The following is a 16926-nucleotide window of genomic DNA, read 5'->3' as shown; positions in this document are numbered from 1 at the left end:
TTTTTATCTCTATATAATGGGATATGAGAAAAATAATCCTTGTCGTGACGTCAGTCTACACGCTTGGTTTTCTCTCACCCGGGTACAGTGACCGTGGTTTGCTTCCACTTAACCCCAATGTTCAAATTTTCGAACCGAATCAAAGAGCCATGATCGCCTGGAATGGTGAAGAAGAAATTCTTCTGCTCAGCACTGATCTTCACGCATCCGATTCAACCATCCTTCTGGAAGTGCTTCCTTTACCTGCTGAACCTGCAGTCAAGAAAGGAGATATCAAAACATTCCAGAAGGCGACTGCATTGATCAACAGTAAACTCGCCTCATCAGCAGGTTTGAGCAAGAGGAATGGTGAAGGTGCGAAGGAAGCCGTTCCCGGCGGTGAGGTGACATTCCACAAAAAAATCGGAGCCCATGACATTTCCGTAACCCGTCTTATCAACGGTGCGAAGTTCGTTGATTGGGTTGCGAAGTATCTTAAGTCACTTGGTGTCGAAAAAAATATAATTTCCGCTGAGATGCAAGAGTTGATTGAGGAATATATCGCCGACGGCTTTATCTGGTTCGTCTTTGATCTTGTTTCACTTACTGAAGAGTTCGTAACAAATGAACCGATCCAATATCAATTCAAAAGTGAGTCGTTGTTTTACCCTCTGAAGATCACAAAGACAGGAGAGGGGTATACCTTAATTGATCTCTTGATTTTGACTCCCCGTCTTTTAAGAAATTTTCCCGATTTGCCGATCCACCGGGTTCATTTAAAACATGATCCGATAACCATATCAAACATCGAGTTGAAGGAACTGAATGAAGATATGTATAACCTTCTGGGAAGATTAAAAGAAATGAAATTACGGATCTGGCAGGTGGAGGGGTCTTTGAGCTCCTTTGATGAAGACCTCATTGCTTATTAAGGAGAACTTCGTATTGTGCGGTTTTTTTACTGAAGAGATATGAGGAAGAAACGAATACCTTATAAAAAAGGGTATGACTACAGCCCTGAATGGCTTAAGAAAAAAAGGCGTTTGAAAGATAGATATTTAAAAGGTCCCAGAATCTTCCCGAAATCGATAACCGGTAAAGAAAGGGCTGTTGAACTTATCAATAAGACGTTCCTTGCGTATAATGCAGCACGGATTCAGGAGGCTTGTCGTCTTTATGTGGAAAAGATGCTTGAGCCGAAAGTTTATGTTGGATTAAGTTTGTCCGGTGCTCTTACACCCGCCGGCCTCGGGAAGTCCGCTGTTGTTCCTTTGATCAATGCCGGATTCGTCGACTGGATTGTGTCGACAGGAGCGAATCTGTTTCATGATCTTCACTTCGCATTCAATCTTAAACTGCACAGGGGGACTCATCATATTGATGATACAGACTTGAAGAAAAACAATGTGGTGAGAATTTATGATATTCTGCTCAGTTATCCTGATTGTCTGGTTGAGACAGACAGGCGGTTACGTGAGATATTGAGTCAAGATGAGTTCCAAAAAGAGATGGGCAGCGCCGAGTTTCATTATCTGCTCGGGAAGTATGCGGCGCGTGAAGAAGAGAAGAATCATATCAAAGGTTCATCAATCCTGGCAGCGGCATATCGGGCAAAGGTCCCCGTATATACAAGCGCACCCGGAGATTCCGCACTGGGGATGCACCTTGCAGAGAACAGACTTCGTAATTTCAGTACACGCATACTTCCGTCACTTGATGTCAATGAAACCGCAGCAATTGTTTATGCGGCGAAGAGTTCTAAAAACAAATCGGCAGTGGTGATCATCGGCGGCGGCAGTCCCAAAAATTTTATGCTTCAGACCGAACCCCATATTCAGGAGATCCTTCATATTCCGGATGTGGGGCATGATTATTTTCTCCAGATCACAGACGCCCGTCCTGACACCGGTGGTCTTTCGGGCGCGACTCCTCATGAAGCCGTGTCCTGGGGAAAGGTCGATCCCAATCGTCTGCCTGATGCCGTAGTCTGTTATCTGGATGCGACAGTCGCTCTACCGTTGCTTGTACATTATGCGCTGGCAAAACACAAAAGGCGCCCTCTGCGCCGTCTTTACGCAAAACGTGAAGAGATGGTGAAACGACTGGAAAGAAGATACTGGCGGAAAAACAGATGATTTCTCCGCTTACCATTTCCCCCGATTGAAAAAAAAGGGTGAGTGAGGGGACTTGAACCCCCAACCATTGGAACCACAGTCCAATGCTCTGCCAGTTGAGCTACACTCACCACATTCTATATACCCCGCGCAGGACTTGAACCTGCAACCCACGGATTAAGAATCCGTTGCTCTGCCAGATTGAGCTAGCGGGGCAGATACACGCCTGGAGGGATTCGAACCCACGACCTACGGATTAGAAATCCGTTGCTCTATCCAACTGAGCTACAGGCGCAAAGGGGGAGCACCCCCTTTTTCCCTGACGGAATTTTTAAACACCGAAAAATTCCTTTCGGAAGCCTTTGAACCCCCCTTAATGATGGGGGATTCTCCCCCCTATTCTCCACTCAGTTTTTGTAAACGGCGACAAAAACATTCGTGGAGGCCTCATACCATTTAATTTTTAATTTATTATATTAGAATTTTCATAATTGTCAACAACAACAAATGGAGTTAAATCATCGATTTTCACAAAAATTTCTTTTTTAGAGGAAAAAAATGAGGGTATCATTGACAATTATTTAAAATTAGTTATACTTACATAGTACTTCCTGTGCATATAATTTATTGAAAGGAGATGAATGCTGGTTTTCTGGTTCTGCTTGATATTATACCTGCAGAATGAGGTTGAGGAAGGGATTAAAGCGGTTGCTGTAATAACGGCAGTCAAAGGGGATGTCAAGATTCACCGTGCCGGTGAAAAAGAGTTTATTCCCGCCCACCTGGAAGACGGGCTTTTCGCCGGTGACAGTTTGAGAACAGATACCGACGGTCAGGTCACGATTCTTTACTGCAACAGCGGTAAACTTCTTTCCCTCACCAAAGGGGAGAGTATAAAAATTGAGGTTTCACCTGCAGATACAGTTGTTCGGGGCGCTCCCGATGAAACCGGCTTGGGCCAGGAGACGAAATCGATATTATCGCCTTTATTTGTATTCAACGCCGAGGGTGAAAAGAGCGGTTTAAAGGTTCTGGTAAGGGGAGAAGAAGATACTTTGAATATCGTCGTTTATAAACCAGGGAACAGTACATTACTTACGGGAAGACCGGATATTGTCTGGTCGGAATTTCCAGATGTTCAATCATACATTGTTCAACTTATGAAGATGGGTGATGTTGTCTGGTGCAGAACGACTATTGATACGATTCTGACCTATCCTGAGGATGAAGCCGAACTTAAACCGGGATTTTATTTCTTGAAGATTGCGGCAATAAAGGATAATGACACAGTCAGCACGGCTGAACGGCACATCAAGGTTTTATCTTCTGATGTCATCAACGAGCTTCATGATATTTTGAACAATATCAAATCTCAAAGTCCTGATCCTTTTACCGTCCACTTTTTAAGTGCCAAAATATATGAAGAAAAAGGATTGATAGGTGATGCGATAAATGAGTATAGAACCCTTCTGGAGATGGACCCTGATAATCCGACTCTTTATCGTTCACTTTCAATTCTCTATAACAGATACGGACTTACCGGGCTTGGAAACAGATATCTTGAGCAGTACGAAGCCTTGCTCAACGGGGGAAAATGATCTTCTTGTTATTCTTTCTGATTACCAAAGAAGAACCTGTTGGTTCATTGCTGGACATTGCTGATTCCCTGTTCTATAATGAAAATTTTGCTCAGGCTGAGACCATCTATATTGAACTGTTGAAGACTGTCCAGGGTATTGACAGAGGTCTTTGTTTGAAAGGACTCGGGAATATCGCGCTATGCTTCGGTGACCCGGCTGCTGCAGACGATTATTATACCGAAGCCCTGAAGATCTTTAAGAAAGAAAAATACTTAAGCGGTGAAGCAAAAATTTATTTGAATTTTGGCTCACTCGCTTTTTACCAGGGCGAGTTATCCCGGGCGCAGAAGTATTTTAATGATGCATTGAAGACCATCGGCAGGGTGAAGGAAAAGACGATTTCAGACCGGATAGACGAGAGCAATGTTCTGATGATGCTCGGAAGGTTGTTTTTGGCAAAGCGACGATACAAAGATGCAAGCGATTATCTGCTTCGGGCTGTCGAGAGATCAAAATCCATTGATTATAAAAAAGGCATTATCGACGGATGTTATTTCCTCGGTTCTCTTTTCGTCCAGCAGGCGGTCAGTGACAGCGCCCTGGAGTATTTTTCCGCTTCCTGTTCACTCTCTTTAAAACACCGTTATTACAAAAGCGCTTATGAGGCATATCGTGAGATCGGAAATGTTCAGCGGAGGATGGGTGAATACGATGCGGCATACAGAAATTTTCTGTGTGCGTTGAATCTTGCCGACAGCATTAAAGCCGGGAAAGAATTCCTCCTCGGTGAAGGAGAGCTTCTCCATAATATCGCCTTACTCTACATTGCTATGGGAAAGTATCACAGTGCCCTGACATTTCTGTTTCGTGCCCGTGATATCTTCGAAAAGATGAAGAATATCACATGGAAGAGAGAGACCTTCCAGAATATCGGTTTTGTTTATACCCTGCTGGCGACAGAAGATGAGTCGTACTATGATTCTTCTTTATACTATTATGATCTGGCAAATGATTTAATAAAGGATAAACAGGGCGAAGCCCATTATTATAATAATCTTGGAGTCTTATATGAGAAGAAAGGCGAATATAAAACCGCAGAGGGGAATTATAAAAAGGCATTGAAACTCTATCAAGATATTGACGACAGGCTGGGTGCAGCCAAGGTATTAAGCAATCTGGGTAATCTCTTTGTGCTCCAGGGTGATTATAAAAAAGCCGTGGCTGATTACAAGAGAGCATACAGGGTGATCGAAAATATTAAACGGGAAGACTGGAAGGCGTCTCTTCTTGCCAATCTTGGTTTTGCCCAGCACCGCAGCGGCGTACCTGATGAAGCGATAGAATCTTTGACCGACGCGGTTGCGATCATTGAAGATTTACGGGGTAAGATCACGGGTCAGGATTTCCGCTCGGCATATCTTGATAACAAGATAAGGGTCTACGAAGAGCTTATCAACATCTACTATCAGCAAGGAAAAGCAGAGGAGGCTTTCAACTATGCAGAACGGGCAAAGGCGCGGGCTTTTCTTGATCTGCTTGCCGGTGCAGAACTTACCGGTAAAGAAGGCCTGGATTCCGAGGTTGTTTCGTTGATAAAGAAAGAACAGATGCTCGAAAAAAAGATTGAATTTTTAGCGGGAACCCTTGAACAGCGTGATGTGATAATGGAACACAATAATGTCTTAGATGAGCTGGAGCGGGTGTATCCGGAGTACACTACTCTGAAATCAGTAAAACCGATTGAAATAAAACGACTTCAGTCAATACTGGATGACGCCACCGCGATTGTTGAGTACTTCATCGGTGTGAAGAACGCTTATGTTTTTGTCGTTACGAGTACGAGCCTGAGTGTCAAAAAGATTGACGTTCCGGCGGTACGGATCTACGAGAAGGTTGATAAGTACCGTAAGATAATCAAACGCAGGGTTAATTATACTGATGACGAACTCCTGGTTTTATCAGAATGGTTCTATACATTTCTCTTGAATCCGTTGATGACGGAAATCCAGAATAAAGAGAGGTTATGCATTATCCCCTACGGTGTTTTGCATCATCTTCCGTTCGCCGCAATCGTCATTGGAAAAGACCCTTTGTCGCTCTTGATTGACAGATACGACATATTCTACGCTCCGTCGGCTTCTGTATATGAAATCGCCCGGAGAAAGAACAAAAGCCGGAAAGCGAAAGCGGTTATTTTCGCCAAGGCGGATTTTTCCGAACACCCGGAGTGGTTTGATCTCTCTCTGCCGGGGACAAAAGAGGAGACGGATTCCATTCTCGCCACGAAGGCGCTGCCTGATTTAAGAATCTTTTCCGACGCCGACAGTTCATTACCACAACCATCAGAAACCAATGCAAAGCGATTTCTCAAGGATTTTGACATCATCCATTTCGCGACCCATGGAAAACTTGCACCGGGTGATTCCGCTCTTGAATCGCGTATTATCCTCTCCAAAGATGAAAAGAACGACGGTTATCTGAAGGTACGGGAAATCTTCAATCTGGAAATCGATGCATACCTTGTTACATTGTCGGCATGTGAAACAGGTCAATTACGGGGTTTTTCCGAAGTCGGCTTGATGGGCGATGAACTCACCGGTTTAAGCCGCGCCTTTATATATGCCGGCTCTTCATCCGTGGTCGCTTCGCTCTGGAAGGTCAGTGATCTTTCCACTGTCCTTCTGATGATGAGATTTTATCAAAATCTGAAAGATACAGATAAGACGAATGCTTTGTGCAATGCCCAGCGGTGGTTGAAGAAACAGGAGTTTCTCGATCGCCCGTTTTTCTGGGCACCGTTTGTGGTAATCGGGGATTGGCGATGATATCAAATAAGAACGGTTGTTTTATATATATAAGCATCAATCCAACCTTTGATTACCGGGATATAAAAACAGATCAATCAAGAAAGGAGGTAAAATGAAAGTCGCAACAAAAATACTGGCAATCTTACTGGTTGCCGCACTGGTTATCCCCGGATTAACGTTTGCCCAAAAGGGAAAGGGAGAGGAACTGAAGACCGGTTCAGAAAAACTGACGGTGGAGAAATTGAAGTATAAAAATATTCAGGATGAGATCGATCCTACTTATGATTTTCTGGGTGACATCGGTGAAATGATTGATAACGCCCGTCATCAGAAAGACGGTAATGATTTACTCGCAGCGGTTTCACTTCTTTTCTGCGCAGAGAAGATGTCCGGTAAAAAAAGCAGCATAATCACCGCCGCCGCATTGCTCGAAGAGGTAGGTGAATTGGCAAAAGAACAGAAGAACGCAAAGCTCGCCCGGGCGGTTGCTGATTTTTATAAGGATGCAATCTTCGGTTTGGGAGACAATGCGAAGGCCGATGAATTTATGAAGCTCGCCAAAGAATATGAACTCGTCGCTTCCCAGACCAGAGGATATTGCTGGGTCAGGGTTAACAATTATTCTTCCTGGACCATAGATATCTATATCGACGGTTGGTACAAGGGAACCCTTTCTCCGGGTTATTATTCATATTATAAAATCTGGGAAGGTTATACCAAACTATATGGAGAAGGTACTTATACCGATTATTTCTGGGGTCCGATATACCGGGATATCGGTGAAGACGAGACGTTCACCTGGAATCTCTGGGATTAATTTTACATATGGGGGGCACTGGTTTTTTATGCAGTGCCCCCTGAAAACAGTTATAGACAAAGGTAAAACGATATGAAGATATTTAAGATGTGCTTAATATGTTTTGTCGGTTTTTTTATACCGGTCTTCGGCCAGAAGGTCGAACCCGGACCGGCGTTTGCCGTAAAAATCAGTGAAGAGGCGGTGAAGCTGATAGAAAGTCAGAATGAGATAATAACGGATACTGTCCTGGTGAACCGTGTTGTGCCCATCGCCCGAAAAATAATGAGGGCGTCAGACCTGCGTACGATCTTCGACTGCCGTATTCTGAATACCGATGTTGTAAACGCCTTTGCACTTCCCGCCGGACCTATTTATGTAACACTCGGGATGCTCAATTTTCTGGATTCTTTGAAAACAGAAGAGAGTCAGTCCATGCTTGCCGGTATTCTCGGTCATGAAATCGCACATGTCTTTCTCAGACATTCGGTCGCCTGGCAGAGATTGAAAAATTTTATGGATGAGGAAAGAGCGGCGATACCTTCGGAGATCGTTCAGATTTTAGAAAAAGGGTATTCGAGACAGCAGGAGTTCGAAGCCGATGAATATGGAATTTTATATGCGATGCGCGCCGGGTATGATTTTGAATCGATAATCAAATTTTATAAAGCAATCAGGGAAAATTATGGTGAGACACCTCCCGGTGATGAGATATATGACGACCATCCTCGTTTAACAGAGAGAATTGCGCATCTCTATGAAATGCGGGCGCAGCTGGAGCGCAACTTCGATCAATTTAATTTCGGTGTCGAGGCGTTGAATGAAGGGAGATACAGTGAGGCGGTGACGTACTTTAAGCTTTTTACCGCGACATTTTCCAATAGTGCGGCGGGCTGGATGAATCTCGGCGCTGCATATCTTTTTGAAGCGGTGAGCAAACTCGACGGGCCGCCGGTTATTTTTGTCGTGACCTATCATGAGAAACCGAATATAAAATTAAGGGGAATTCCCGATGAATTACTTTATGCCGAAGAGGCGTACAAAAAGGCGGCTGAGGTTGACAGTTCATACAATGCTGTTTATTACGGTAATCAAGGGATAATATTCGCTTTAAGCGGTGATTACGACAGGGCGGAAGAGTTCACCCGGAAAGCGCTGGAAGGGGAAGAAGCAGAGCATTTCTTTTATAATAATCTGGGTAATATATTCTATTTAAAAGGAGAATATAAAGATGCCGAGGCAGCTTATAAAAAAGCCGTGGAACTTGCTGAAGATTGGGCTCTTCCTGTTTATAATACGGCGCTTTTATATGAAAAGGCAGGACAGAAGAAGTTGGCGATCGATACCTGGAAAAAACTGCTTGATGTCTCCGGATTCAGTAAAGAAGCCGTTGAACACCTTGTTTCTCTAGATAAAACATTTAAATATGATCTCTCTGAGGTGGGGCCTGAATGTTCCCTCGGCGGGATCTATATCGGTATGCCGGAAGACAGTGTACGTTCGATCCTGGGAGAACCTGACGAGCAGGTCGCTCTTGAAAAACTATTCGCACTATCTTATTATAACCATAATATCGTCGTATTTTTGAGAGAGAAAGAAGTAAGCGGTGTTCTCGCCCAGAACGGATTCAGCGGTAAGACCTCAAAAGGTATCGGGATCGGCTCTCCAGCCAGTGAAGTACGGGCGGCATATGGTCTGCCTGACGATATTGTGCAACAAAAAGATCAGGAGCAGTGGATTTACAAGAAGTTAGGGTTTTTAGCCAATCTTTGTGGGAAGAAAGTGAATTCACTGCAGATTGTAAAGGTAGGTGAATAAAGATGCGGTTGATATTTTTATCCTTTTTTTTCTTATCCATCCTGTCGGCGACAGAGATTGATATTGCCGAAGAATATTTTCTGGAAGGCCTTGAGTTCTATAATAACAAAGAGTACAAAACGGCGATAGAAAGATATTATGCGGCGGTGAAGATTGAACCGATGAATGGACTCTACCGGCTGGCGCTGGCAGGGGCTTATGGTAAGCACGGTCAATATGAAAAGGCGATTCCGCATTTAAAGAAAGCGGTGAAGCTCGATACGACTTTGATCGATGCTTATTATTTGATTGAACAGTTCTATGCCGAACTTGCTATGGAAGATTCTGCAATAAACTATTTCCGGCAGGAGAAATCATTGCATCCTGGTCGTGCGGAGTTATACATCAATCTCGGACATCTCTATTATCGAAAGAAAGATTTTGATAAAGCAATAGAGGAATTCAGTCAGGCACAGATTCTTGCCCCGGGCAATCCGATCTCTTATTGCGGCATGGGAGTTGTTCTTCTCGCTGAGGGAAAGGATGATACCGCGGCGATATTTTTCAAAGAGGCGATAAAGCTCGACTCTTTATATCCTGAAGCCCATTTATACTACAGCCTTGTGCTGGAGAGAAAGGGATTGCGGAAAGAAGCCGATTCCGAAAGAAGGCTCGCCTATCAATTGAAACCAGAGCTCAAGGATGTCGATTTAAGCGGTGTCTTGCCTTTGCGGGGCGAGAAGGCGGACATTCCCTTTATTGTATCCACACTCGACATTATCATCGCAAGGTTGATCCGGCCAGAGGAGCGGCTTGCCGAATTGATACGCAAGCCTTTTGATTTGAATCTCGGTACAGGCATTACAACAATTAATAAGGAAAAGTGGTTTTCAATCAAATCCAATCCGGCAATGGAGACGAAATGGGTGGGATTCAAACTTTCTCTGGAACTACTGGTGAATAAAGACAGTATCAGAACAAAAGAATGGAACTATAAGAAAATTTTTCAGACGGTGCGCTTAGGCCATCCGAATCTGCCTTTTTACTTCGGCGTCGGTTCAGTCAACAATTATACCCTGGGGTTGGGTCTTATCATAAGGGACTATTTTAATCAGGCGGATGAAAACAATCGGAAACTGGGAAGTATGTTTGCACTTCAAACAAAAGATAACACGATTGGTGTCTGCGGCATGGTGAATAGTTTTTCACCGATGGAAGTGACTGTGGGACACGCCTATCTCGGTAAGTGGGCGCAATATCCGGATGATCTGTTGCAGCGGGCAGAGCTGGGTTTCACCTATGCCCAGGATAATGAGTATGATTATAAAGTATTGGGCGGTGATTTACTTGTTTACCTCGCTTCACACGGCGCATTTCATTTTCTTGTGGCGAGCGAAGTCGCAAAGACCCTTCAGCACGGTATGGGTAATGTGACCGGTTTATTAATCCGGTTCGGAGGTATGGGTAAAAAGGATATTTCATTTTCACTGTATGGAGCGGGTTTATTCCTGTCAGAGGATTTTGAGCCGGCTCCATTCGATGCCTTCTATGAAAAAGAGCGACGTCAGTACGGATCCGACGTCGTCAACACGGTGCTCGCCAGATATCAAGAAAAGACGAACGGCTTCTATGCGACAAGCGGATTTAATTTGGGATCGATTATGAAATTCTCAGCTGATTACCAGAGCGTGAGCGGGGTCGACAGCAGTGGTCTTTTCACGGCGCGCATTTCTGTGGCTGACGATGAAAATATTCCTGTAATATTACAGGGTGTTTTCTATAAGTCCAATTTCGACGATTTTAATACCCTAACCACGATGGATGAAAATACCTATATCGCGGGAATCGCCGGATTGAAGGTACTCAACGGTTTGATTTCATTGAACCTGCTTTATGAACGGACCTATCTCTGGGGGGAAGATGATGCTTACGAGGTCCAGGAGAAAATTTCACCGTTCATTCAATTCGGTGCACGATTTTAACGGAATAATTTTTCCTTTTTTGGATCCTGCCGGCTGATAGATTATAATTTTTCAATATCAAAAGGAGAACGGTTGCGACTTAAACGATTGTCGTTTTTATTATTCATTCTTATTCTGATCCTGGACTGTACGCTCTTTATCGACAGAATCAGGCAGCCTTCCAGAGTTAAAGCCGGTGGAATATTCAGGATAAGAATCGACGGCCATACAGTCGGGGAGTCGAGAGATTCCGGGAGTGATAAGGCATATTTCTATTTGACTCTCCCCGTAGACTGGGAGATTAAAGATATCCATCTTACCGGTTCATACTCCGGAAATATGCTCGTTCAAAAAACGGATTTCAATGACCGGTCAGGTTACTGCACCTGGATGTGCACCACAATTACTGAATTTCCTTATTATCCGGGTGCTGAGTTCTCTGTTTTCATCACTGTCAAGACGAATGATGTACGGGGCTGGTACAATATAAAATATCTGGCGGGTCTGGCCAATAATGCGGACGCCTACTGGGGTCCTGAGTCCCTGCCGATTGAGAGCTATTAAAAGATGCTGGTGTGTATCATATTTTTATTGCTTCAGTCCGCAGATTTAAAGCCGGTGACTCAAGTTCCTTCTCAGCAGGAAATAAAAGACGATGCCCAACTGATTGATTCAGCAGAGATATTTTTGAAGAGATACCAGAATGATTATGAATTCAGAGATAAGTTTGACGACCTGGATATCATAGAGCGTGAAGAGTTGGGAGAGCTGTTTTTACGGCTCGGCAAAGAATATCTACTCAAACAAAATTACGGATCAGCGGAAGAGTTTTACAATAAGGCGCGTATTCTTTTTAAAATGATCGACAGCAATAAAGAAGCTCTTGCAGAATACGGGCTGTCGTTTTTTTATCTACCGCCTTCTTATCGTCATCTTTTTTCAGGGTGTTATAAAGAAGCACTGACCGAGTTTGAAGATGAACTTTGTTATGATTCTGATAATCTTGAGCAGATAAGATATTATGTCGCCGCCTGCTGTCTTGCACATAATTTGAAACGAGCGGAAGAATTCTTCAGAAAGCTATTATGTAAGGGATCTGATACCGCACCGTTGCACTACGGTAGAGCGCTGGTCTATGAATATCAGGGGAAGACCGCTTCAGCTATTCAGGAATATTTCCGGGCTGTAGAATTTGATTCCTTGAATGCCGATATCCATGCAGGGTTGGTTCTCGCACTGGCGCATACGGCTGGTGAAGGGTATCGTGAGATGATTCCTCGTCTTCTCTCCAGGCTCAGGACGATATATCCATATACACCGTTCCAGTTGTTTGCGCTTTATAAAGTCACCCGTGAGCCGAAGTTTTTAACTTCAGCGTTTGAACTGGCTCCCCATGATCCTCTTTTGAATTATGAGGTGAGGCGATTTTGTTCTGCGGCGCCGGATGACACCGACAGAATCAAGCTGCTCACATACGCAATTGGAATTGTGCGGGGATATGATGTATTGAGCGGAGAATCAGTGGATGTCGGAGAGTTGCTTGATGTCGAACGATTGGCTATACCTGAAGCAGAAGGACTTGAGAAATCTTTTTTTATATATCATGATTCCTCCCTGAACTATGTATACCAGGATACATTGGAGTTGTTTAAAACCGGCAGTTCCGCATTTACTTTCTTCAATATCCCGGATGACAGGATTTCTCTTTTTATCGACAGTCTTCGAGATGAGCCGAATTCTTTGAGCAAATTCAGTAATCTGGTATTCGCTTTTTTAAAGTCGGCTTGCGATGATTCAGCTGCGTATTATGCAGGTCAGGTAGATTCTCTGTACAGAATCAATAGAGAGTGGTATAAACGGGGCCTTTTTTATCTGGGAATTTATAATCTCAAGAATAAACCAGAGATGCTGATTCGTGCTGTTTCGTCGTTTGAGAAGAGCGGATTTTTGGAAGAAGTCAATTGGTCTATAAAGACGTTAATAAATGACATGCCGGAATCTTATTCGGAAATAACGGATTTTGCTGAGGCGGAAAAAGTGTTCGGATTCTTCTGTAATTATTATCAGAAAAGGCATATTGAATTGGAGTTTGAAGAGATAAAGAAGCTGGTGAAGCTTTTTAATTTCACCGGGCTCAATGCCCTGGGCAAAGGGAATATTGATTTAGCAGTGGTTTCATTTGAGTTATATCAGAAATTTTCACGACGGTTAAAGGCAGACCTCGATATTACGACCTCTTACAATAATCTCGGTCTTGCCTGCCGTATCCAGACTGATTTCGAAAGATCAATTGCCGTGTTGAAACAGGGATTGGCTCTGGCTGCGAGAGTGGCTCCCCGGGATCTTGTGATACGCGGTTTTTTAAGAGGAAATATCGCGTGGACTTATTTTGATATGGGTGTGCTGGATTCTTCTGAAATCTACTTCGGTATGGCAAAGGCATCAATTGAGAGTCTCTGGAAGAATGAAGGTCGGCTGCCGCTGCATGGCGACGAAGTCCTGGGGTTCGGCTATGCAGGCCTGGGGATTGTCGAGATGGCGAGGAAAAGATGGAGGTCGGCTTTAGATAATCTTCTCGAATGTACGAAATATTCCGGTTCTGCCGGTAATACCTTTAATAAATCCGCCTTCGGGATGGTATATGAACTGACAGGTGAGGTTTATCTTGAACTGGGCATTCTGGATAGTGCAGCGGCGTTTTTTGACAGGAGTATGGAATATCTCGGTCAGAAAAAACGCGGTTTACTTGCTCTTAAAGAGGTGAATTTCCCCGCCGTGACGATGTGGGTGATGTCGAACCGCGGAAGGATTTTTGAATCACAGGGTGAGAATGATGAAGCCCAGAAATACTATGAACTTTCTCTGGAGATTCTTGAAAGATTCCGCAGCACAATCAAAAGTGAAGAGAACAGGATGTATTTTCTTGAGGACAAGATGAAACTTTACGAGAGGATGATAATGCTCTTGCTGAAGCAGAAGAAATACCGGCAGGCATTTGAATGTGTTGAACGGGCAAAAGCAAGGGTCCTGCTGGAACTGCTGGAAGGCAAGATGATTGAATTACCTGTACCGGAAGACAGGGATATTCTGTTTGAACGAAAAAAGATTGAAGATCGAATAAAAGAGTTAAAGAAGAAGCTCCAGAACTCAAACGGTGCAGGTCAGGACGAATCCAAGAAATGGAATGAGGAACTGCGGTACGCCCTTTTTTCATATGACAGTTTGATGGCGGAAATCAGGGAGGGAAAGCCTGAGCTCGCCAGTTTGGTTGACGTCAGGCCGGTGTGTATTTCTGAAGTTCAAGACGGTCTTCAATCTGATATTACGATGCTTGAGTATTATGTGACCGACACGAGCCTTGTCTGTTTTGCAGTAACGAAGAATATGTTGGCGGTCAGAAATATAAAGATAGATTTCAATCGTCTTTCGAATCTGGTAGCCTGTTTTAGAAGTGCAATAACGTCGCTTGATGAAGAAATTTACATCGAACCGGCGAAAGAGCTGTTTAATATTTTGATTAAGCCGATGGCAGAAGATTTGAAGACGAACGATTTGATTATCGTACCACATGCAATACTGCACTATCTGCCGTTTTCCTGTTTGATTGATTCCGTTGGTTCATTCATGATCGAGCGATATAACATTACCTATCTGCCGAGCGCCGGTCTTTTAAAATACTGTCTTCAGAAAAAGGATAAACCCGCCCGCACTATCATCGCTTTCGGCAATCCAAACCTGAATAATCAATCACTCGCCCTGCCCAACGCTGAAAAGGAAGTGCGGGAGATCGTCGGCTATTATGAAAAACCGCTTCTCTTTTTGGGAAAAGAGGCGACTGAAGAAAAATGTCGGATGTTCGCCGGAGATTATAATATCATCCATTTCGCCTGTCACGGTGAATTCAATCGGATGGATCCTCTTTCATCAGCTTTACTTCTGGCAAAGGGGGTGGATTTCATCGACGACGGCAGACTTGAGGCATATGAGATCTATGGCCTTGATTTGAAAAACACCAGATTGGTGGTGCTCAGCGCCTGCGAATCGGGATTATCAAAGTTTACCAAAGGGGATGAGATTATCGGCCTTTTAAGGGGATTTATCTATGCCGGCACTCCGACCATTGTTGCATCTTTATGGAAGGTTTGTGATGAATCGACCGGCCGTTTGATGGCATCGTTCTATAAGAAATTAAAAAAGGATGTTTATATAGGAAAGGCACTTGCCGATGCTGAACGGGAGTTGATGCACAGCAGGGAATTTTCACATCCATTTTTCTGGGCGCCGTTCGGACTCTACGGTTACAACCGATAATATTCTGATTCCATTATTATTCAAATACCGGTCTGGTAAAGAATCAAGCTTCTTTCAGGTAGTCAATCAATTTTTCGAGTCTTTCCAGAGGTACGGCGAGAATACCCGGATGGTAATCGGTCGTCTTGATATAGAGTGTTATACCGTCATTATTCCGGTTTACGTAAAAGGCGAAGGATTTGGTTCTGAAAGAGAGGGGTTGAGCAGTGAGGGGGATGATGTTCAGCGCCGGTGTTCTTGATGTGCCGCTCGGCCCTTCGATTATTTTTGGCTTTGTGAACATACAACCTCCTTTTATATATTATAACGGCAGAAGCATAAACCGCAAGGGGTGTGTGTGACTCTTAAATATATTTAAATATGTTTAAGTGTCTGTTCTTTTATCTGTTTTTAAAAACGATGTTGATGATCGCCGGCAAAAAGAGGATGGTTGTTATAAAACAGACCGCCACTCCGATGACGAGCAGGGCTCCCAGACTACTGAATCCCCGGTACTTAGCAATCATCATCGAACCGAATCCGGCGATGGTGGTGAGGGATGTGAGCAGAATTGTTTTTTCAGTATAATGCTTTTACACCGGGCTGGAATATCTCTTTTATCTTTTCGATATCGATTCCCTTCTGGTATGAAATAATGCAGCAGCATTCCCAGGAACTCTTTGTATAGGGAGTATCATACTGGGTATGCGTTATTTCGCGACTCTTTTCGGCATTCAGAAAAACGCCCTGTTTAAGAACGCCGCTGCACTTACATGCCTTTATTGTACCCAGGTCTTTTTTTTCGGGTATGAGGACATCCTGAGTTTTCATCTCTTCGGTCTTTTGAAACATGGTGAAGTTGCCGGCGAACCTTTCGTCATCAAAAATTCTCTTTGCCGGACAGTAATCGAGCAGCAGCCGTTTTGTCTCCAGGGGTTTCTTTTCCATGATATTATTCCGTATTTATGATAACAAAATCAGGTTTTTTGTCAAGTTCTGTGTTAACTGACTCCTCTCCACTTTTTTCATCCCTCGCCCGCTCTTCATTTCACCCATTCCCCCTGTCATTCTGAGCACATTCACTCTGTTCAGTGTAAACTCCGCGAAGAATCTCCCTTCGCCCTATGCCCTTAGCTCTCCGCCCTTCGTCCTTCTGCCATTCCTTCGTTTCACTCAGGACGACGTCTGAGTCTACCATGGTTATGCAATTATATCTTGACAGCTTACCGATTTTTACTATACTATAATCAGTAACTAAATGGTAAGATTGGTAAAGAGAGTATCTTAGTAAGGAGGAAAAAATGGTGAAACTCTGTAAAATAAGTATCTTATTGAGTATCTCGTGTATTCTCCTCTGGGGGGTATACGATTGATTATTCTCCAACAGCATTCTCTTTTTATAAAGAGAATGGTTTTGACCGAATAAAGGCACCGAAGTTCAGTCTTCGTGGTGAGCCCGGCACACCTGAGTTGCCGGCAGTATATCTTAACTATATCATCCCACCCGATGCCCAGGCAGACTCAATAATTGTATCCCAATTTCAGTTGGTTCAAATCCCTGGTGATTATCTAATCTATCCAGCTCAGCCATCCGGATTTACT

The 16926-nt window shown here is 43.8% G+C and carries 11 protein-coding genes and 3 tRNA genes; 9 read left to right on the top strand and 5 right to left on the bottom strand.

Annotated features, from left to right (window positions below; genetic code table 11):
- Positions 1-23: 23 nt before the first annotated feature.
- Together ENI34_09160 and ENI34_09155 are read left to right on the top strand one after the other, a co-directional pair.
- On the top strand, positions 24-911 hold the full coding sequence (locus tag ENI34_09160) for a DUF2330 domain-containing protein (protein HEC79286.1): 888 nt from the start codon (positions 24-26) through the stop codon (positions 909-911).
- Positions 912-950: 39 nt separating this feature from the next.
- Positions 951-2114, top strand: coding sequence for a deoxyhypusine synthase (locus ENI34_09155; protein ID HEC79285.1), 1164 nt, complete (start codon positions 951-953; stop codon positions 2112-2114).
- 37 nt (positions 2115-2151) lie between these two features.
- Here the strand turns inward: ENI34_09155 and ENI34_09150 are convergent.
- From ENI34_09150 to ENI34_09140, 3 genes are all read right to left on the bottom strand, one after another.
- Positions 2152-2224: transfer RNA gene (locus ENI34_09150), tRNA-His, on the bottom strand.
- An 11-nt stretch (positions 2225-2235) separates the two neighbouring features.
- Positions 2236-2309 (bottom strand) — tRNA-Lys (locus ENI34_09145).
- A gap of 5 nt (positions 2310-2314) precedes the next feature.
- Positions 2315-2388: transfer RNA gene (locus tag ENI34_09140), tRNA-Arg, on the bottom strand.
- A 346-nt stretch (positions 2389-2734) separates the two neighbouring features.
- Between ENI34_09140 and ENI34_09135 the strand changes: the two genes are divergently transcribed.
- The 7 genes from ENI34_09135 (at position 2735) to ENI34_09105 (ending at position 15345) form a co-directional block, all read left to right on the top strand.
- Positions 2735-3691, top strand: coding sequence for a hypothetical protein (locus ENI34_09135; GenBank protein HEC79284.1), 957 nt, complete (start codon positions 2735-2737; stop codon positions 3689-3691).
- Positions 3688-6498, top strand: coding sequence for a CHAT domain-containing protein (locus tag ENI34_09130; GenBank protein HEC79283.1), 2811 nt, complete (start codon positions 3688-3690; stop codon positions 6496-6498). Before ENI34_09135 ends, ENI34_09130 begins: the two co-directional genes overlap by 4 nt.
- A 94-nt stretch (positions 6499-6592) precedes the next feature.
- Complete coding sequence (locus ENI34_09125) at positions 6593-7297, top strand: hypothetical protein (protein ID HEC79282.1); 705 nt, start codon at positions 6593-6595, stop codon at positions 7295-7297.
- 72 nt (positions 7298-7369) lie between these two features.
- Positions 7370-9094 (top strand): tetratricopeptide repeat protein, encoded by a 1725-nt coding sequence (locus ENI34_09120; protein HEC79281.1) that lies wholly within the window; start codon positions 7370-7372, stop codon positions 9092-9094.
- A 2-nt stretch (positions 9095-9096) separates the two neighbouring features.
- The gene (locus tag ENI34_09115; protein HEC79280.1) at positions 9097-11055 is read left to right on the top strand and encodes a tetratricopeptide repeat protein; all 1959 of its coding nucleotides are present in this window, start codon (positions 9097-9099) and stop codon (positions 11053-11055) included.
- Between the two features lie 72 nt (positions 11056-11127).
- Positions 11128-11598, top strand: a complete 471-nt coding sequence (locus ENI34_09110) for a hypothetical protein (GenBank protein HEC79279.1) — start codon at positions 11128-11130, stop codon at positions 11596-11598.
- A 3-nt stretch (positions 11599-11601) separates the two neighbouring features.
- Positions 11602-15345 (top strand): CHAT domain-containing protein, encoded by a 3744-nt coding sequence (locus ENI34_09105; GenBank protein ID HEC79278.1) that lies wholly within the window; start codon positions 11602-11604, stop codon positions 15343-15345.
- Between the two features lie 43 nt (positions 15346-15388).
- Here the strand turns inward: ENI34_09105 and ENI34_09100 are convergent, their stop codons facing one another.
- Complete coding sequence (locus ENI34_09100) at positions 15389-15628, bottom strand: hypothetical protein (GenBank protein ID HEC79277.1); 240 nt, start codon at positions 15626-15628, stop codon at positions 15389-15391.
- Positions 15629-15903: 275 nt separating this feature from the next.
- A complete protein-coding gene (locus tag ENI34_09095) occupies positions 15904-16272 on the bottom strand; it encodes a hypothetical protein (GenBank protein ID HEC79276.1) in 369 nt (122 codons plus the stop codon).
- Positions 16273-16926: the final 654 nt, after the last annotated feature.

This window comes from candidate division WOR-3 bacterium (genome assembly GCA_011052815.1).
Lineage (GTDB): Bacteria > Hydrothermota > Tepidihabitantia > SM23-42 > SM23-42 > DRIG01.
Note: the sequence above shows the minus strand (reverse complement) of the source record. Positions and strands in the feature narration are given on the sequence as shown.